This is a genomic window from Streptomyces sp. NPDC005955 (assembly GCF_042871255.1).
In the GTDB taxonomy this organism is placed as follows: domain Bacteria; phylum Actinomycetota; class Actinomycetes; order Streptomycetales; family Streptomycetaceae; genus Streptomyces.
On sequence record NZ_JBIAIF010000005.1, the window covers coordinates 369,796 to 387,732 of the forward strand.

The 17,937-nt window shown below is 72.2% G+C and carries 14 protein-coding genes and 1 riboswitch; of the genes, 6 read left to right on the forward strand and 8 right to left on the reverse strand.

Annotation, left to right across the window (positions count from 1 at the left end):
- Positions 1-62 precede the first annotated feature (62 nt).
- The 4 genes from ACFYOU_RS15910 to ACFYOU_RS15925 all read right to left on the reverse strand — a co-directional run bounded on the left by ACFYOU_RS15910 (position 63) and on the right by ACFYOU_RS15925 (position 4,978).
- The gene (locus tag ACFYOU_RS15910; RefSeq protein WP_391306190.1) at positions 63-758 is read right to left on the reverse strand and encodes an FCD domain-containing protein; all 696 of its coding nucleotides are present in this window, start codon (positions 756-758) and stop codon (positions 63-65) included.
- A gap of 241 nt (positions 759-999) precedes the next feature.
- Positions 1,000-1,791, reverse strand: a complete 792-nt coding sequence (locus ACFYOU_RS15915; protein WP_391306193.1) for a peptidoglycan DD-metalloendopeptidase family protein — start codon at positions 1,789-1,791, stop codon at positions 1,000-1,002.
- A 13-nt stretch (positions 1,792-1,804) separates the two neighbouring features.
- Positions 1,805-1,967: riboswitch (cyclic di-AMP (ydaO/yuaA leader) on the reverse strand.
- Between the two features lie 246 nt (positions 1,968-2,213).
- Positions 2,214-3,581, reverse strand: coding sequence for a M16 family metallopeptidase (locus ACFYOU_RS15920; RefSeq protein WP_389768041.1), 1,368 nt, complete (start codon positions 3,579-3,581; stop codon positions 2,214-2,216).
- Between the two features lie 23 nt (positions 3,582-3,604).
- Complete coding sequence (locus tag ACFYOU_RS15925) at positions 3,605-4,978, reverse strand: M16 family metallopeptidase (protein WP_389767994.1); 1,374 nt, start codon at positions 4,976-4,978, stop codon at positions 3,605-3,607.
- Positions 4,979-5,226: 248 nt separating this feature from the next.
- Between ACFYOU_RS15925 and ACFYOU_RS15930 the strand changes: the two genes are divergently transcribed.
- Positions 5,227-7,680, forward strand: a complete 2,454-nt coding sequence (locus ACFYOU_RS15930; protein WP_391306195.1) for a DNA topoisomerase (ATP-hydrolyzing) — start codon at positions 5,227-5,229, stop codon at positions 7,678-7,680.
- A gap of 24 nt (positions 7,681-7,704) precedes the next feature.
- On the opposite strand, the gene ACFYOU_RS15935 is transcribed toward ACFYOU_RS15930, so the two are convergent.
- Complete coding sequence (locus tag ACFYOU_RS15935) at positions 7,705-8,832, reverse strand: GTP-binding protein (protein ID WP_391306197.1); 1,128 nt, start codon at positions 8,830-8,832, stop codon at positions 7,705-7,707.
- 241 nt (positions 8,833-9,073) lie between these two features.
- Between ACFYOU_RS15935 and ACFYOU_RS15940 the strand changes: the two genes are divergently transcribed.
- The 3 genes from ACFYOU_RS15940 (at position 9,074) to ACFYOU_RS15950 (ending at position 12,420) form a co-directional block, all read left to right on the forward strand.
- Positions 9,074-10,009: a sucrase ferredoxin gene (locus ACFYOU_RS15940; RefSeq protein ID WP_389767988.1), complete on the forward strand. Its 936-nt coding sequence runs from the start codon at positions 9,074-9,076 to the stop codon at positions 10,007-10,009.
- A 96-nt stretch (positions 10,010-10,105) separates the two neighbouring features.
- On the forward strand, positions 10,106-11,746 hold the full coding sequence (locus ACFYOU_RS15945) for an ATP-binding protein (RefSeq protein WP_389767986.1): 1,641 nt from the start codon (positions 10,106-10,108) through the stop codon (positions 11,744-11,746).
- A complete protein-coding gene (locus ACFYOU_RS15950; RefSeq protein ID WP_389767984.1) occupies positions 11,743-12,420 on the forward strand; it encodes a response regulator in 678 nt (225 codons plus the stop codon). Before ACFYOU_RS15945 ends, ACFYOU_RS15950 begins: the two co-directional genes overlap by 4 nt.
- Before the next feature lie 97 nt (positions 12,421-12,517).
- Here ACFYOU_RS15950 and ACFYOU_RS15955 read toward each other — a convergent pair whose 3' ends face one another.
- Entirely contained in the window at positions 12,518-12,772 is a 255-nt protein-coding gene (locus tag ACFYOU_RS15955) for a hypothetical protein (RefSeq protein ID WP_391306200.1), read from the reverse strand.
- 426 nt (positions 12,773-13,198) lie between these two features.
- On the opposite strand from ACFYOU_RS15955, the gene ACFYOU_RS15960 reads away from it, so the two are divergent.
- Positions 13,199-13,906 (forward strand): response regulator, encoded by a 708-nt coding sequence (locus tag ACFYOU_RS15960; protein ID WP_385488536.1) that lies wholly within the window; start codon positions 13,199-13,201, stop codon positions 13,904-13,906.
- A gap of 138 nt (positions 13,907-14,044) precedes the next feature.
- Here the strand turns inward: ACFYOU_RS15960 and ACFYOU_RS15965 are convergent, their stop codons facing one another.
- Complete coding sequence (locus ACFYOU_RS15965) at positions 14,045-16,168, reverse strand: type IIA DNA topoisomerase subunit B (RefSeq protein ID WP_389767978.1); 2,124 nt, start codon at positions 16,166-16,168, stop codon at positions 14,045-14,047.
- A gap of 448 nt (positions 16,169-16,616) precedes the next feature.
- Between ACFYOU_RS15965 and ACFYOU_RS15970 the strand changes: the two genes are divergently transcribed.
- Positions 16,617-16,847 (forward strand): hypothetical protein, encoded by a 231-nt coding sequence (locus ACFYOU_RS15970; RefSeq protein ID WP_385488540.1) that lies wholly within the window; start codon positions 16,617-16,619, stop codon positions 16,845-16,847.
- Positions 16,848-17,068: 221 nt separating this feature from the next.
- Here ACFYOU_RS15970 and ACFYOU_RS15975 read toward each other — a convergent pair whose 3' ends face one another.
- Positions 17,069-17,908: a serine protease gene (locus tag ACFYOU_RS15975; RefSeq protein ID WP_389767976.1), complete on the reverse strand. Its 840-nt coding sequence runs from the start codon at positions 17,906-17,908 to the stop codon at positions 17,069-17,071.
- Positions 17,909-17,937 lie beyond the last annotated feature (29 nt).

Genomic DNA, 17,937 nt, shown 5'->3' on the forward strand with positions numbered 1-17,937 from the left:
CGGCGAATTCTTTCGCCAAGCGCGGCGCCGGTGATCGACGGTCACATCGTCGCGGCCCTTTGTTACGGGACGACGCTTCCCGTGTTGACGGGATGTTTCGACGTCCCCGAGCGCCGGAGCGGATCCGGGCGACGCGCGGCCTTGCGGCGGTGGGCCGCGATCCCGCGCTCCGTGTGCGCGGCCATCAGCCTGCCGGCCCGCTCCGCGTCGCGCCGGGCCACCGCGTCGACGATCGCGCCGCGCTCCGCCCACTCCTCGGCGGGCCGCTGAGCGGGCTCGACCGTGTACATCCAGGCGGTCTTGTGCCGCACCTGGGTGAGCATGGCGATCAGCCCGTGGCTGGCGCACGCCTGGATCAGCGTCTCGTGGAACCAGCTGCCCAGGGCGCGCAACTCGTCCCCGGTCCCGTTCCCCGCCCGCTCCTGACCCAGGCGCACCAGTCCGCGCAGCACCTTCAGATGGGCGTCCGTGCGCCGTTCGGCCGCGCGGGACGCCCCCAGGGGCTCCAGCAGCCGTCGCACGTCGAGCAGGTCCGCCGCCTCCCGGTCGGTCGGCTCGGCGACGCAGGCGCCCGCATGTCTGCGGGTGACCACGAACCCCTCGGCCTCCAGCGTGCGCAACGCCTCGCGCACCGGGACGCGGGAGACGCCGTAGCGGCGGGCGAGCACGTCTTCGGTGAGTCGGCTCCCACGCTCCAGCGCACCGCTGACGATGTCGTCCCGAATGGCCGTGCACACCGAATGGGCGGGAATGCGCATGGGGGGACCTCCGCTTCCGTGCCCGCGAATCGCGGTCGATCGACATTGATTCGGTGACTCTATTGCAGCTCGCCGGAATTTCCGACCGTCCTTCACCGTTCTCTGGAATTTCCGGACGGGGATTACCCGCCGGCCACCGGGCCACGGGGTGCTCGGCCGGTACGGCGCCCGCGGTCCGGGAACGACGAAAGCCCCGGCCGGGGCCGGGGCTTTCGGTGGTGCCGTCCTGGGGGGCGGAGGCTCAGAGGGACACGCCGTGCGCGCGCAGATAGGCGACGGGGTCGAGGTCGGAGCCGTACTCGGCGCTCGCCCGCGCCTCGAAGTGCAGGTGCGCCCCGGTCACGTTGCCGGTGGCACCGGCGAGGCCGATCTGCTGGCCCGCGGTGACCGACTGGCCCGCGGTGACGGCCACGGACGACAGGTGCGCGTACTGGGTGTAGGTGCCGTCGTGCATCTTGATGACGACGTTGTAGCCGTAGGCACCGCCCCAGCCGGCCTCGACCACGGTGCCGTAGCCGACGGACTGGATCGGGGTGCCGGTGCCGGCGTGGAAGTCGATGCCGGTGTGCGTACCGGAGGACCAGATGCTGCCGCCCGCGCCGTAGGAGGTGGAGACGTGGCCACCGGCGACGGGGCTGACGTACGTCGTCAGGCGCTTGCGCTCGGCCTCGCGGGCCGCCCGCTCCTCGGCCTCGCGCTCCTTGGCGGCCTCGGCCTCGGCCCGGCGCTTCTGCTCGGCGAGGCGCTGCTTGGTCTCCGCCTCGACGAGCTTCAGGGCGGCGGCCTCGTCGGCGGCGATCTGCTGCACCGCGGCCTGGGTGTCGATCTCGTCGGCGACGGCGTCCCCGATGGAGATCGTCTTGGTGAGCCCCGTGTCCTCCAGGGGGGAGGGCTCGTCGACGGCCAGCGCGGGGGAGGCGAGGGTGCCGATGACACCGGTGGTGGTCAGCGTGGCGACGCCCGCGACGTTGGCGGTGGTGCGCGACATGCGCGTCGGACGACGGTGCTTCCCGGTGGCGCGGGTGAACGCCATGAAGTGGGTGGTCCTTTCCTTCCTTCTCGCCTACCGGGTTAGCTGACGGGTTCGGAGCAGGAAGGTCTCCTACGGACCCCCTCCGCGTGGCGACGGGCGTCCGATTCACCCCAGGGACGGTTGGGTCCCCGGCTCCCCTGGCTCGCGCCGTACGGGGGACTCGGCGATGACTGTCCGGTGCCGCGGCTGCGGCGTACCGCACGACGGGCAGTCGACCTGACGCTAAGCCGGAGATCATTCCTACGACAAACGGATCGGCGGTTTTGTTGCGCACGCCACACCGCGGACCGCAACGTCCGGCGCTTTCGGGACATCCGGCCCCGGCGCCCGGGGGCGCCGCACTGACGGTGCGTGAAACGCCGGCCGGACGCACGGAGGTGCCGTCCCGTCGGACGACGGAACGGCACCCACCGCGGTCGTCACTAGCCGGAGACGACCGTGACCGCGCCGATGCCCAGCGCCTTCACCGGCTCCTCGATCTGCGTCGCGTCGCCGACCAGCACCGTCACCAGACGCTCCACCGGGAAGGCGTTCACGACGGCCGCCGTGGCCTCCACGGTGCCGGTGGCGGCGAGCCGCTGGTACAGCAGCCCCTGGTAGTCGTCGGGGAGTTCCTGCTCGACCTGGTCGGCGAGGGTGCCCGCGACGGCCCCGGCCGTCTCGTACTTCAGCGGGGCGACGCCCACCAGGTTCTGCACCGCGACGTCCCGTTCGGCGTCCGTCAGCCCCTCGCCGGCGAGCGTGCGCAGGACCTTCCACAAGTCCTCCAGCGCGGGCCCGGTCGACGCCGTGTCGACGGAACCGGAGATGCCGAGCAGCGCCGCGCCCGTGCCGTTCGCCGTCGACCGCAGCACCTGGGCGAAGGCCCGCACGCCGTACGTGTAGCCCTTCTCCTCGCGCAGCACGCGGTCCAGCCGCGAGGTGAGCGTGCCGCCCAGGCAGTAGGTGCCGAGGACCTGCGCCGGCCACACCCGGTCGTGCCGGTCGGCCCCGAGACGGCCGATCAGCACCTGGGTCTGGACCGCACCCGGGCGGTCCACGATGACGACCCGGCCGCTGTCGTCGGCGGTCACCGGGGGCACCAGGCGCGGGGTCGCCGGACCGCCCGTCCAGGCCCCCAGGGTGTCCGCGAGGACCGCGTCGACGTCGACGCCGGTGAAGTCGCCCACGATGACGGCGGTCGCCGTGGCGGGCCGCACGTTCTTCTCGTAGAGGGCGCGCACGGCGGCCGAGTCGATCGCCGCGACGGTCTCCTCGGAGCCCTGGCGCGGGCGGGACATCCGGACGTCGGCGGGGAACAGCTGCTTGTACAGCTCCTTGGCCGCGCGCCGGCCGGGGTTGGCCGTCTCGTGCGGGATCTCGTCCAACCGGTTGCGGACCAGGCGCTCGATCTCGCTGTCGGCGAAGGCCGGCGCGCGCAGGGCGTCGGCGAGCAGCCCGAGGGCCTTCGGCAGCCGGGAGGCGGGCACTTCGAGGGAGATCCGGACACAGGGGTGGTCGGCGTGCGCGTCGAGGGTGGCGCCGCAGCGCTCCAGCTCGGCGGCGAACTCCTCGGCCGTGTGCTTGTCGGTGCCCTCGGAGAACGCCCGCGCCATGATGGTGGCGACCCCGTCGAGGCCGGCCGGCTCGACGTCCAGCGGGCTGTCCAGCAGCACCTCCACGGCGACGACCTGCTGTCCGGGGCGGTCGCAGCGCAGCACGGTCAGGCCGTTGCCCAGCGTCTGGCGGGCGGGCTCAGGGAAGGCCCAGGGGCGGGCGTCACCGGGCTGCGGCTGGGGGTGGAAGTCCATGGTCACGACTGGCTGGGCCTCGGTCACTTGGCCGCCTCCTCGTCTGCGTTCTCGTCGGCCCCGGCGTCGGCGGCACCGTCCGCGTCGGGCTCCGGGTGGTCCAGCGGCTCGTAGACGAGCACCGCGCGGTTGTCGGGCCGCAGGCGCGCCGCGGCGACCTCCCGGACCTCCTCGGCGGTGACGTCCAGGACCCGCTGGACGGCGGTCAGGGCGAGCTGGGGGTCACCGAACAGGACCGCGTACCGACACAGTTCGTCGGCGCGGCCGGCGACCGTGCCCAGCCGGTCCAGCCACTCGCGCTCCAGCTGTGCCTGGGCGCGCTCCATCTCCTCGGGGGTCGGCCCCTCGGCGGCGAAGCGGGCCAGCTCCTCGTCGACGGCCGCCTCGATGGTCGGGACCTCCACGCCGTGCGAGGTCTTCACGTCCAGCCAGCCCAGCGAGGGCGCGCCGGCCAGGCGCAGCAGCCCGAAGCCGGCGCCCACGGCGGTGCGGTCGCGGCGGACCAGCCGGTTGTAGATGCGGGACGACTCGCCGCCGCCCAGCACGGTGAGCGCCAGGTCGGCCGCGTCGCTGGCGCGGGTGCCGTCCTGCGGGAGCCGGTAGGCGGCCATCAGCGCACGCGAGGGCACCTCCTCCTCGACGACCTCGCGCAGTTCCTCGCCGATGACGTCGGGCAGGGCGCCGTCGCGCGGGGCGGGCTTGCCGTCGTGCCCCGGGATGGAACCGAAGTACTTCTCGACCCAGGCGAGCGTGCGCTCCGGGTCGATGTCGCCGACCACGGACAGCACGGCGTTGTTGGGCGCGTAGTAGGTGCGGAAGAACTCCCGCGCGTCCTCCAGGGTCGCCGCGTCCAGGTCGGCCATCGAACCGATCGGGGTGTGGTGGTACGGGTGCCCTTCCGGGTACGAGAGCGCGGTCAGCTTCTCGAACGCGGTGCCGTAGGGGACGTTGTCGTAGCGCTGGCGACGCTCGTTCTTGACGACGTCGCGCTGGTTGTCGAGCGATTCGAGGTCGAGGGCGGCGAGCAGGGAGCCCATCCGGTCGGCCTCCAGCCACAGCGCCAGCTCCAGCTGGTGCGCGGGCATGGTCTCGAAGTAGTTGGTGCGCTCGAAGCTGGTGGTGCCGTTCAGCGAGCCGCCCGCGCCCTGCACCAACTCGAAGTGGCCGTTGCCCTGCACCTGCTTCGAGCCCTGGAACATCAGGTGCTCGAAGAGGTGAGCCAGACCGGTGCGGCCCTTGACCTCGTGGCGCGAACCGACGTCGTACCAGAGGCAGACCGCGGCGACCGGGGTCAGGTGGTCCTCGGAGAGCACCACGCGCAGGCCGTTGGCCAGGCGGTGTTCTGTTGCTGTCAGGCCGCCGGAGCCGGCCTGCGTGGCCGTGTGACCCATGGGCATGTACGTCCCTTCGATCGCGGAAACCGCGGAGAGCACCGCGGGAAGACAAAGTCGTTCTACCGGTCCTGCCACTGTATGCAAGCGCAGCGACGGGTGGCGAAGTTCCCGGCCGGGCTACGCCGACAGCGAGATGCGTGGCGGGTCGAACGGACGGGTCGCGGTCCGCGTTGTCAGCGCGGCGGTCCACAATGGTCGGCATCCGTACCCGTTCCCTGTCCTGGCACACATGTGAAGGAGCCGCAGCAGCGATGGCCCGCCGCAGCACCAAGACCCCGCCGCCCGACGATTTCGAGGAGAGGATCCTCGACATCGACGTCGTCGACGAGATGCAGGGCTCCTTCCTCGAGTACGCGTACTCGGTCATCTACTCGCGGGCGCTGCCCGACGCCCGTGACGGCATGAAGCCGGTGCAGCGCCGCATCGTCTACCAGATGAACGAGATGGGCCTGCGCCCCGACCGCGGCTACGTGAAGTGCGCCCGGGTCGTCGGCGAGGTGATGGGCAAACTGCACCCGCACGGCGACGCGTCGATCTACGACGCCCTGGTGCGGATGGCGCAGCCCTTCTCCATGCGGCTGCCCCTCGTCGACGGGCACGGGAACTTCGGTTCCCTCGGCAACGACGACCCGCCGGCCGCGATGCGGTACACCGAGTGCCGGATGGCGGACGCCACTTCGCTGATGACGGAGTCGATCGACGAGGACACCGTCGACTTCGCGCCCAACTACGACGGCCAGGAGCGGGAGCCGGTGGCGCTGCCGGCCGCCTATCCGAACCTGCTGGTGAACGGCTCGTCGGGGATCGCCGTCGGCATGGCGACGAACATGCCGCCGCACAACCTGGGCGAGGTCATCGCGGCGGCCCGCCACCTCATCAGGTATCCGGGCGCCGACCTGGAGACCCTGATGAAGCACGTGCCGGGTCCCGACCTGCCCACCGGCGGCCGGGTCGTCGGCCTGTCCGGCATCCGGGACGCCTACGAGACCGGCCGCGGCACCTTCAAGATCCGCGCGACCGTCTCCGTGGAGCCGGTGACGGCCCGCCGCAAGGGCCTGGTGGTCACGGAGCTGCCGTTCACGGTGGGCCCCGAGAAGGTCATCGCGAAGATCAAGGACCTGGTGGGCTCCAAGAAGCTCCAGGGCATCGCGGACGTCAAGGACCTCACCGACCGCGCGCACGGGCTGCGACTGGTCATCGAGATCAAGAACGGCTTCGTCCCGGAGGCCGTCCTGGAGCACCTGTACAAGCTGACGCCGATGGAGGAGTCCTTCGGCATCAACAACGTCGCCCTGGTCGACGGCCAGCCCCTCACGCTGGGCCTCAAGGAACTCCTGGAGGTGTACCTGGACCACCGGTTCACCGTGGTGCGCCGCCGCAGCGAGTTCCGGCGCACCAAGCGGCGCGACCGGCTGCACCTGGTGGAGGGTCTGTTGGTGGCGCTCGTCGACATCGACGAGGTCATCCGGGTGATCCGCTCCAGCGACAACAGCGCCCAGGCCAAGGAGCGGCTGATCGACCGCTTCTCGCTGAGCGAGATCCAGACCCAGTACATCCTGGACACCCCGCTGCGCCGGCTGACCAGGTTCGACCGGATCGAGCTGGAGTCGGAGCGCGACCGGCTGACCGCCGAGATCGCCGAACTCACGCGGATCCTGGAGTCCGACGGCGAGCTGCGCAAGCTCGTCTCGGGCGAGTTGGCGGCGGTCGCCAAGAAGTTCGGCACCCCGCGGCGCACCGTGCTGCTGGAGTCCTCGGGCACCGCCCCGGCCACCGCGGTGCCGCTCCAGGTCGCCGACGACCCGTGCCGGGTCCTGCTGTCCTCCACCGGTCTGCTGGCGCGCACCGCCACCGCCGAGCCGTTCGCGGAGGGCGAGGGCCGCCGCACCAAGCACGACGTGATCGTGTCGGCGGTGCCCGCGACCGCGCGCGGCGAGGTGGGCGCGGTGACGTCGACCGGCCGGCTGCTGCGGATCGCGGTGGTCGACCTGCCCCAGCTTCCGGACACGGCGTCGGCCCCGGTCCTGTCGGGCGGTGCGCCGATCGCCGAGTTCCTGACCCTGGAGGCGGACGAGGACCTGGTCTGCCTGACCACCCTCGACGAGTCCTCGCCGGGCCTCGCGATCGGAACGGCGCAGGGCGTCGTCAAGCGGGTGGTGCCGGACTACCCGTCCAACAAGGACGAGTTGGAGGTCATCGCGCTGCGTGAGGGCGACCGGATCGTGGGCGCGGCGGAGCTGCGGACGGGCGACGAGGACCTGGTCTTCATCACGGACGACGCCCAGTTGCTGCGCTTCCAGGCGTCCCAGGTGCGTCCGCAGGGGCGTCCGGCGGGCGGCATGGCGGGCATCAAGCTCGCGGACGGGGCGAAGGTCATCTCGTTCACCGCGGTCGACCCGGCGGTCGACGCGCTGGTCTTCACGGTCGCGGGCTCCCGCGGCACGCTCGACGACTCGGTGCAGACGACGGCGAAGCTCACCCCCTTCGACCAGTACCCGCGCAAGGGCCGGGCCACCGGCGGGGTGCGGTGCCAGCGGTTCCTCAAGGGCGAGGACTGCCTGAGCTTCGCCTGGGCCGGTGCGGCTCCGCCGCGCGCGGCGCAGCGGGGCGGCGCCCCGGTGGACCTGCCGGAGGTCGACCCGCGGCGCGACGGCTCGGGGCTGCCGCTGGACAAGACGGTCGGGGTCGTCGCCGGCCCGGTGTGACCCGCGGGCCGGCGGGCACGGCCCTCACACCCGGTCGGGGACCTCGGGGTCCTCGGCCGGGTACGGGTGGTCGGCGGGGGCGTCGGGATCGTCCTGCCGGGGGACGTAACGCAGGACGCCCCACATGGTGTGCTCCTCGGGCGTCCCCTCGTCGGGGAGGGTACGGCAGCCGTCGAGCCGGGCCTCCAGGGCCCTGGTGTCGATGCCCGACCCGATGAGCACGAGTCGGGTGCCGCGGGTCTCCCCCGCCGGCCAGGGCTCGGGGGAGAAGCGCAGGAACCGTCCCACCGAGTGGACCGCGTAGCGGTGGTCGGGGTCGGCCGCGCCGAAGTCGACGTGGCCCTTGATCCGGTAGAGCCCTTCGGGCCTGCTGTCGAGGAAGTCCATCAGCCGCCGCGGGTGCAGCCCCTCGGCGGCCCGGAAGGACACCGTTTCGTACCCGGTGTGCAGGTGCTCCGGGGCGGGCGGGTGCGCGGTGCCGTCGGCGTCCCCGGGGGAGCTCCCCGACAGGGCCAGGTCGTCGAAGGAGAGTTGGCCCACCCGTTCCTCGACGGCCTTGCGGTCGAAGAGCAGCTCGGGGTCGATCCGGCCGAAGTCCGCGGTCACCACGGCGGCCCGGTCCACCAGGGCGCCGACCGCGTCCAGCACCCGCCGCAGCTCCTCCCCGGGCACCCGGTCGGCCTTGTTGACGACCACCAGGTCGGCGATGCGCAGATGCCGGTCGAGTTCCGGGTGGCGCAGCCGTGTCGCAGCGAACTCGACGGCGTCGACGACCTCCACGAGCCCCCCGTACACGATGCGCGGGTTCTCGCTCGCCAGCACCATCCGCACCAGTTCCTGGGGCTCCGCCAGGCCGCTGGCCTCGATGACGATGATGTCGATCCGGGCCGAGGGCCGGGTCAGCCGTTCCAGGTAGGTGTCGAGTTCGCTGACGTCGACGGCGCAGCACAGGCAGCCGTTGCCCAGGGAGACGGTGGAGTCGCCGAGCTGGCCGGCGACCGCCATGGCGTCGATCTCGATGGACCCGAAGTCGTTGACGACGGCCCCGATGCGGCTGCCCCGGCTGCTGTGCAGCAGATGGTTGAGCAGCGTGGTCTTGCCCGCGCCCAGGAACCCCGCGAGCACGATGACCGGGATCTGCTGCTGACTCAACACGTGCCCTCTCGCCTGCGCCCGGCCGGTCCGGCGGGACGTCCGGGCGTCCGGAACCGCCCCCGCGGGGCGCCGGGCGACCAGGATACGAGGGCCGCGCCGGGCTGCGGTCCGGCGGCCGTCCGGCCCGGGCGGGCCGGCGGTGATCCGGGCGGTGGTTCGGGGCGGCGCGGCCAGTCGTCCGGGGCGGCGCGGCCGGGTGGGAAGTCCCCGCGGTCGGAGCCAGGTTAGGCTCACCTCTGTGAGTACGTGCACGAGTGCTTCGCGGGACTTCGACGAGCCGCTCGCCGGAACCGCGGCCACCGCCCGGACCTGGCTGCTCGTCGAACAGCCGGGCCCCTGGGGCGCCAAGGCCCTCACGTCGAGCCGGCTGGACCCGGCGCTCGGTCGGGCCCTGGAGGCCGCGGCGACGGACACCGGGGTGCGGGTGGCCCTGATCCGCCGACCGGGGCGGCCCGCCGACCGGCAGGTGCCGGGTCGGCGCCGGGTGTACGCGGCCCACACGGTGCCCGGCGCCGGCTGGCTGCGGGAGTCGGTCGAGGGCGACCCCGCCCGCCTGCTCGACCTGGACTTCCGGGCGCTCGGGGCGGGCGACCACAGCGGCTTCGACCGGGCGATGGGCGCGTCCGCGCACCGCGGCGCCCCGTTGACGCTGGTGTGCACGAACGGCAAGCGGGACCGCTGCTGTGCGCTGCTGGGGCGTCCGCTGGCGCAGGAGCTGGCCGCCTCCGGGGTGGACGGCGCCTGGGAGGTCACCCACATCGGGGGCCACCGCTTCTCCCCCACGGTGCTGGTGCTCCCCCACGGCTACGCGTACGGCAGGGTCGAGGCGCCGTTGGTGAAGGAGATCCTCTCGGCGGTCGCGGACGGCCGGATCGTCACGGAGCGCTGCCGGGGCGGCTCGGCGTGGGAACGGCCGGGCCAGGCCGCCGAACTGGCGGTGCGCACGGCCGCGCGGGAGTTCACGGCGGGCGTGCTGAGCGTCGTGCGGACCGAGGGGGCGGCGCCCCGCTGGGAGGTGACCGTGGCCCATGCGGACGGCCGCGGGTGGCGCGTCACGGTCGCCCAGGGGGCCTCGTTGCCGGCGCGGCCGGAGAGCTGCGGCGCCGCCCTGGCCACCCCGGCCCGCATGGACGTGGTCGCGGTCCGTGAGGTGACCCCGACACCGGGTGGGTGACCCGACCGCCACGGAACGTATCCGCACATCAACGCCACGAGATACCCACCACAGGGACTACGGGGAAGCGGCCCCGGCCCCGTACCGTTCGTACACATGAGCTCGTCTCCCCCCACGCGACGCCTGCGCCTCGGTCTGCCCCGGCGGATGTTCTCCCAGGTGCTCCTGATGCAGCTCGCGATCGCCGCGGGCGTCGCCGTGCTGGCCACGGGCCTGTTCCTGGCGCCGCTCAGCGACCAGCTCGACGACCAGGCGATGCGCCGCGCCCTGTCCATCGCGCAGACGACGGCCGCGCAGCCGCAGATCGCCCGGGACGTGAAGGAGTCCCTGCCGACGCCCGGCGGGCCCGTCCAGGACGTCGCGGAGCGCATCCGGCGGGCGAGCGGCGCCGAGTACATCGTGATCATGAACACGGACGGGGTGCGCTGGTCGCACACGGACGTCCACCAGATCGGGAAGCTCGTCTCCACGGACCCCAGCGCCGCCCTGGCGGGCCACGAGGTGATGGAGATAGACAACGGCACCCTCGGGCGGTCCGCACGGGGGAAGGTGCCGTTGCAGGACGCACGGGGCGAGATCATCGGGGCGGTGTCGGTCGGCATCGAGTACGACAGCGTGCGCGCCCGGCTCATCCACACCATCCCCAGCCTGCTCGCCTACGCGGGCGGCGCGCTGGCGGTGGGCGCGATCGCCGCCTATCTGATCTCCCGGCGGGTCCAGAAGCAGACCCGGGACCTCGCCTTCTCGGACATCTCCGCGCTGCTGGCCGAGCGCGAGGCGATGCTGCACGGCATCCGCGAGGGCGTGGTGGCCCTCGACCGCCACGGCCGCATCCGACTGCTCAACGACGAGGCCCACCGGCTGCTGAACCTCGGCACCGAAGCGGTCGGCCGCTCCCTGGACTCGGCGCTGGGCCCGGGCCGCACCACCGACGTCCTGGCCGGCCGGGTGACCGGTACCGACCTGGTGACCGTCCGCGGCACCCGGGTGCTCATCGCCAACCGGATGCCCACCGACGACGGCGGCGCCGTGGCCACCCTGCGGGACCGCACCGAACTGGAGCAGCTGGGCCGCGAGCTGGACTCGACGCGCGGTCTGATCGACGCGCTGCGGGCCCAGGACCACGAACACGCGAACCGCATGCACACCCTGCTCGGCCTGTTGGAGTTGGAGATGTACGAGGAGGCCGTCGAGTTCGTCGGCGAGGTCGCGGGGGCGCACCGGGTCACCGCCGAGCAGATCACCGAGAAGATCCACGACCCGCTGCTCGCCGCCCTGCTGGTCGGCAAGGCGACGGTCGCGGCCGAGCGCGGGGTCTCGCTCGCGGTGTCGCCCGACACCTGGCTGCCGGACCGGCTGATCGACCCGCGCGGGCTGGTCACGATCGTCGGCAACCTCGTGGACAACGCGCTGGACGCCGCCTCCGGCTCTTCGGACGCCTGGGTCGAGGTGGTGCTGCGGGCGGAGGGCCGGGCGGCGGTGCTGCGGGTGCAGGACACCGGCCCGGGGGTGCCGCCCGACCAGCGGGAGACCATCTTCCTGGAGGGGTGGACGACCAAGAAGGCCCCCGCGCGCGGCAAGCGGGGCATCGGTCTGGCGCTGGTGCGCAGACTGGCCGAGCGCCAGGGCGGTGACGCGGAGGTCACCGGGGCTCCGGGCGGCGGTGCGCAGTTCACCGTGCGGCTGCCGGAGGCCCTGTCCGAGGCGGAACTGACGAACGCGGAGGAGTCGCGGTGATCGAGGTGCTGGTCGTCGACGACGACATCCGGGTGGCGGACGTGAACGCGGCCTACGTGGAGAAGATCGCCGGGTTCCGGGTGGTGGCGAAGGCGCACAACGCGGCCGAGGCGTTGGACTGCGTGGAGGGCGGCGAGGTCGACCTGGTCCTCCTCGACCACTACCTGCCCGACGAGACGGGCCTGGACGTGGTGCGCAGGTTGCGCGAGCGGGGCCACCAGACCGACGTGATCATGGTGACGGCCGCGCGGGACGTGGGCACCGTGCAGGCGGCGATGCGCCTCGGCGCCCTCCAGTACCTGGTGAAGCCGTTCGCGTTCTCCGGGTTGCGGACCAAGTTGGAGGCGTACGCGGCCCTCCAGCGCACCCTGCGCGGCGGTGGCGAGGCCGAGCAGGCGGAGGTCGACCGGATCTTCGGCGCGCTGGCCGTGACCGGGGAGCCGGACCTGCCGAAGGGGCACTCCCCCACCACCGCTGAGCTGGTGCGCAAGGTACTGGTGTCCGCCGACGGCCCGGTCTCTGCCCAGGAGTTGGCGGACCGCACCCAGCTCAGCCGGCAGACCGCGGCGCGGTACCTGAAGCTGCTGGAACGGGCGGGCCGGGTGCGCCTGAGCCTGAAGTACGGGGAGACGGGACGCCCGGAGCACCGTTACGCGTGGGCCGCGCGCGGGTGAGCCCCCGCGCGCGGGGGAAGTAGCGCGGGGGCTCACGTGAGGGGGCTCGTCGAGCCCGTGGTCGGTGTCCTGGTCGGGATGAGCGTCCTGGTCGGGATCAGCGGCGGGTGGTCTTCGCGGGCCGGATCACTCCGGTGCCGCCGTACGCGTCGGGCACGGTCCTGGCCGACCGGCCCACCGGCGAGGGGCCGTCGTGTTCCGCCTCGTCGACGGTCGTCCGCTCCTGGCGCGGTGCGGGCACCCCGGAGCCGTCGCCCACGGACCCTCCGCTCACCAGGGACAGTCCCACGAGGGCGCCCAACGCCATCAGCCCCGCGCCGGCGGCCGACCTCCATCTGCTGGTGTCCGGCATGCGCATCACGTCCTCGTGAGGTGGATCAGCCTGACGGCCGCGTCAGGAGCCGGAGGTGCGGCGGCCCTTCCCGGGGGAGCGGGAGGGGCCGCCGGGCCTTCAGCGGGGCGTACAGGGGCCCGGGGCGGTGACGGAGGCCGGGGTCGACGTCGGTCCCCGCCCTGACGGCCCGCCTGGGAGTCTGCGGACGGCGCCGGATCACCGGGCCGTCGCGCGGGACCGCCTCCGTTCCCGGCGACCGGAGCACCGTCCGGTCGCCCTGCTGGTATCTGTGGTCATGGCCCGGCACCGTAGGTGGCGGGTGCATCACAGTGCGATCCTTGTGCGCGCTGGCCCATCTTCTGATTGCAAAACCCTGTTGTGCTCGTTTTGTGCGCGCTAGAACAACGAAGCCTCACCGAGGGCTTAACCAGAAAGGCCCGGTCGATGATTGACGTCCTGGTCGTGGACGACGACTTCCGCGTCGCCGAGATCAACGCCCGCTACGTGGCCAAGGTCCCCGGCTTCCGCGTGGCCGGTCGCGCTCACGACGCCGCCCAGGCACTCGCCTCCGTGGAGCGCGAGGAAATAGACCTGGTGCTGCTCGACCACTACCTGCCCGACCGGACCGGACTGTCCCTGGTCCAACACATGCGCCAACTGGGACACCGCACCGATGTGATCATGATCACAGCAGCGAGTGACGTCACCACCGTGCAGGACGCCATGCGCCTCGGCGCCCTGCACTACCTGGTGAAACCGTTCACCTTCGACGCCCTGCGCAGCCGACTGGAGGCGTACGCGGCCCTACGCCGCACGGTGGACCGCGTCGGGGGCAGCGGGATGGCCGCCCAAGAACAGGTCGACCGGATCTTCGGTGCGCTGCGGACCACCACGCCGACCGCGACCCAGGGGCTGCCCAGCGGGCACTCGGTGCCCACGACGGACCTGATCTGCGGGGTCCTCCACCGGGCCGGACAGCCGCTGTCCGCGCACGAGGTGGCGGAACGCACCGGACTGAGCCGCTCCACCGCACAGCGCTACCTGCGCCACCTGGAACAGGCCGGCCGCCTCCAACTCACCCTGCGGTACGGGGACACGGGCCGGCCGGAGCACCGGTACGCCTGGGTGTCGCCGCGCGGCTCGGACCGCTAGCGCCCGCGCCCCGGTGCGGGGCGCGCGGGTTCGGCGCCCGGGCGGGCGCCGAACCGGACAGCGGACCGACGCCGGACCCGAACGCCGGGCCCGACGGCGGATCGGGCGACGGATTCAGGCGGCGGACGCCACGACGGATCAGGCGTCGATGCGCGAACGGTCGAGCGTCGCCGCGGAGCTGGTGATGAACTCCTTGCGCGGCGCCACCTCGTTGCCCATGAGCAGGTCGAACACCTGCTCCGCCGCTTCGAGATCGGCGATGTTGATCCTGCGCAGCGTGCGGAACCTCGGGTCCATCGTGGTCTCGGCCAACTGGTCGGCGTCCATCTCGCCGAGCCCCTTGTAGCGCTGGATGCCGTCCTTGTAGCGGACGTTCTTGCGCTGGAACTCCAGCAGGGTCTCCCGCAGTTCGCGGTCCGAGTAGGTGTACACGTACTTGTCCTGGCCCTTCTTGGGCTGGACCAGCTCGATCCGGTGCAGCGGCGGGACCGCCGCGAAGACCCGACCGGCCGCGACCATGGGCCGCATGTACCGCTGGAACAGCGTCAACAGCAGACAGCGGATGTGCGCGCCGTCCACATCGGCGTCGACCAGCAGGATGATCTTCCCGTAGCGGGCCGCGTCGAGGTCGAAGGTGCGGCCGGAGCCGGCTCCTATGACCTGGATGATCGCCCCGCACTCGGCGTTCTTGAGCATGTCCGAGACGGACGACTTCTGAACGTTGAGGATCTTTCCGCGGATCGGCAGCAACGCCTGGAACTCGGAGTTCCGGGCGAGCTTCGCCGTGCCGAGCGCGGAGTCCCCCTCCACGATGAACAACTCGCTGCGCTCCACGTCGTCGCTGCGGCAGTCGGCGAGCTTGGCGGGCAGCGAGGAGGACTCCAGGGCCGTCTTGCGACGCTGGGCCTCCTTGTGCTGGCGGGCGGCGATGCGGGTGCGGGCGGCGGCGACCATCTTGTCCATCACCGCACGGGCCTGGGCCTTCGCGTCACGCTTCGTGGCCGTGAGGAAGGTCTTGAGCTCCTTGGCGACCACCGCGGCCACGATCCGATTGGCCGCGGAGGTGCCCAGGACCTCCTTGGTCTGCCCCTCGAACTGGGGCTCGGCGAGCCGGACGGTGACGACCGCGGTCAGCCCCTCCAGGGCGTCGTCCTTGACGACGTCGTCCTCGGCGACCCGCAGCAGCTTCTGGGCGCGGAGCACCTCGTTCACCGTCTTGGTCACGGAACGTTCGAACCCGGTGACGTGCGTGCCGCCCTTGGGCGTCGCGATGATGTTGACGAACGACTTGACCGTGGTGTCGTACCCGGTGCCCCAGCGCATGGCGACGTCCACGCCCAGCTCGCGGGTGACCTCGGTCGGGGTCATCTGCCCCCGGTCGTCGAGGACCGGGACGGTCTCCTTGAAGGTGCCCTGGCCGGAGAAGCGCAGGACGTCGCAGACCGCCTTGTCGCTGGCGAGGTACTCGCAGAACTCGCTGATGCCCCCGTCGAAGCGGAAGGACTCCTCGCCCTTGCTGCCGCCCTCGCCGAGGCCGAGCTCGTCCCGGACGACGATCGTGAGGCCGGGCACCAGGAAGGCGGTCTGCCGGGCGCGCTGGTGGAGCGTCTCCAGGTTGAGCTTGGCGTCCTTGAGGAAGATCTGTCGGTCCGCCCAGTACCGCACCCGCGTGCCGGTGCGCGTCTTGGGGACCCGCTTGGTCTTGCGCAGACCGGACCCCGGCTCGAAGGCCGCGTCCGCCCCCGGCTTGGCGAACGCTCCGGGGACGCCCCGGCGGAAGCTGATCGCGTGGGTGTTGCCCCCCCGGTCCACCTCGACGTCGAGGCGGGCCGACAGCGCGTTCACCACCGAGGCGCCGACGCCGTGCAGACCGCCGGAGGCGGCGTACGAACCGCCGCCGAACTTCCCGCCCGCGTGCAGCTTGGTCAGGACGACCTCGACACCGGACATCCCCGTCTTGGGCTCGACGTCGACCGGGATGCCACGACCGTTGTCGCGGACCTCGACCGAACCGTCGTCGTGGAGGACCACGTCGATGTGATCGCAGTAGCCGCCCAGAGCCTCGTCGACGGAGTTGTCGATGATCTCCCAGAGGCAGTGCATCAGGCCACGGCTGTCCGTGGACCCGATGTACATCCCGGGCCGCTTGCGGACCGCTTCCAGCCCCTCCAGGACGAGCAGGTGCCGCGCGGTGTAGTTGGAACCGTCCCGGTCTGCTCCGGTCAGCAGCGCAGTGGACGGCACGGACGTATCGGCGGTCACGCGGTTCGCTCCTCGCTGAATTTCAGATGGGGCCCCGTGGGGTAGGGCCCAGGCTTCGGTCGCCGCTCAGAGGGTACCGAGCCCTGGTAGAGCCGTTGTCACGCCACCCTCAACCCGCACCAAGCCTAGTCGAGGATCGCATGTCTGTTCGATCGCTCGTTGGAGTGAAGTACACATCACGTTCCCTTCCAGGCATGAACCATTTAGGCTCCGGGCACGTCCTCATGAACAACCGGCATCCAGCCGGGAGGACCGAACCGGCAAACCGCGCGAACCCGTACGACACGAAGACACGCACTACGGCACATTCGCCGCCAACCGGCAGCAGACAGCCACCTCGGCGAGATCGGAAAGATTTTTTCGAGGAGAAGCCACGAGCGGGAACGTTTTCGGCCTGGTTGGATGTTGACCCTGGTACGACAGCTCGTCGAGCTAGAGAAGAGGCGACGTGACTACTGTTCTGACCCCCGCGAGCCCGCTGACGGCCGCTGACCGCTGTGACCGTTGCGGCGCCCAGGCTTACCTCCGCGTGGTCCTGTTGAGCGGCGGTGAACTGCTCTTCTGCGCCCACCATGGTCGCAAGTTCGAGCCGGAACTCAAGAAGATCGCCGCGGAGATACAGGACGAGACGGAGCGCCTGAACGCCGCTCCGGCCTCGACCGAGGCCGAGGAACGCTGACACTTCGCATCCACGACGAGCCAGCACCGGCGTCAGGCCGGCGAATCGGGCGGACCCCGTGTGACGGGGCCCGCCCGCTTGCGTTGCGCACCCTGGCGGTGTGCAGGCGGCCGGTAGCGGTGGGTGGCGGCGGGCGGCGGGATCCCACTCCCACCGCCCGCCTTCCGTCCCCCGCCCTGCCGCTGCCCGCGCCTTGCTGCTCGCCGGGACGGAGCCGGGGCTCAGGAGTCGTCGTCGGTGTCCGGCTGCTGGGGCTGCTGGACGAGGGCTGACAGCCGGGTGTAGACCCCCGGACGGCCGGGTCGGCCGCAGCCGCTCCCCCACGACACCAGTCCGATCAACCGTCCGTTCGCCACCAGCGGACCGCCGCTGTCCCCCTGACAGGCGTCCCGGCCCCCTTCCCCCACCCCCGCGCACAGCATCGAGTCGGCGAGGTAGCGCCCTTCGGGGCCACCGGGGTACGCCCGGCGGCACACGTCGTCCGGCAGCACCTCGACCTGACTGGAGCGCAGGGCGACCGCGTAGTCACCGCGCCCGGTGACGTCCCCCCACCCGTAGACGGCCGCGGGCGTACCCGGCTCGTACGCCGGATCACCGGGACCGGCCACCGCAATGACGTAGCGCTCCGGCAACGGCTCGGCGAGGGTCACCACCCCCACGTCCCACGCGTTCGTCGTACGGTCGTAGGCCGGACTCACCCAGGTCTCCCGGACGGGCACCTCCACACCGGTTCCGTCCCGCAGGTCGGCGCGCCCCGCGATGACGGCGAGGTCCGCCGCCCGCACCGAGCCGAGCGCCTCGGGCCCCAGGCAGTGGGCCGCGGTCAGCACCCTCGTACGGTCCACCACGACACCGCCGCAGAACTGTCCCGCCCGGGTACCGCCGAACCGGTCACGGCTGGCGAGGGCGACCACCCAGGGGCTGTCCACGATGTCCACCGGACGGCCGCCGACGACCAGGCCGTCGGCGGACGCGGAGGACGGGCCCGCCACGGGTAGCACGGTGGTGGCCGCCGCCAGCAGCAGCGCTCCGGTCAGGGCACGGACGAGGGGACGGGGCATGCGCTCTCCTCACACAGGGTGGCGATGAC

Excerpts from the sequence above, each read along its gene's own strand:
- ACFYOU_RS15910 (WP_391306190.1), bottom strand. The coding sequence starts at position 758 with ATGCGCATTCCCGCCCATTCGGTGTGCACGGCCATTCGGGACGACATC.
- ACFYOU_RS15915 (WP_391306193.1), bottom strand. The coding sequence starts at position 1,791 with ATGGCGTTCACCCGCGCCACCGGGAAGCACCGTCGTCCGACGCGCATG.
- ACFYOU_RS15920 (WP_389768041.1), bottom strand. The coding sequence starts at position 3,581 with ATGGACTTCCACCCCCAGCCGCAGCCCGGTGACGCCCGCCCCTGGGCC.
- ACFYOU_RS15925 (WP_389767994.1), bottom strand. The coding sequence starts at position 4,978 with ATGCCCATGGGTCACACGGCCACGCAGGCCGGCTCCGGCGGCCTGACA.
- ACFYOU_RS15930 (WP_391306195.1), top strand. The coding sequence starts at position 5,227 with ATGGCCCGCCGCAGCACCAAGACCCCGCCGCCCGACGATTTCGAGGAG.
- ACFYOU_RS15945 (WP_389767986.1), top strand. The coding sequence starts at position 10,106 with ATGAGCTCGTCTCCCCCCACGCGACGCCTGCGCCTCGGTCTGCCCCGG.
- ACFYOU_RS15955 (WP_391306200.1), bottom strand. The coding sequence starts at position 12,772 with ATGCCGGACACCAGCAGATGGAGGTCGGCCGCCGGCGCGGGGCTGATG.
- ACFYOU_RS15960 (WP_385488536.1), top strand. The coding sequence starts at position 13,199 with ATGATTGACGTCCTGGTCGTGGACGACGACTTCCGCGTCGCCGAGATC.
- ACFYOU_RS15975 (WP_389767976.1), bottom strand. The coding sequence starts at position 17,908 with ATGCCCCGTCCCCTCGTCCGTGCCCTGACCGGAGCGCTGCTGCTGGCG.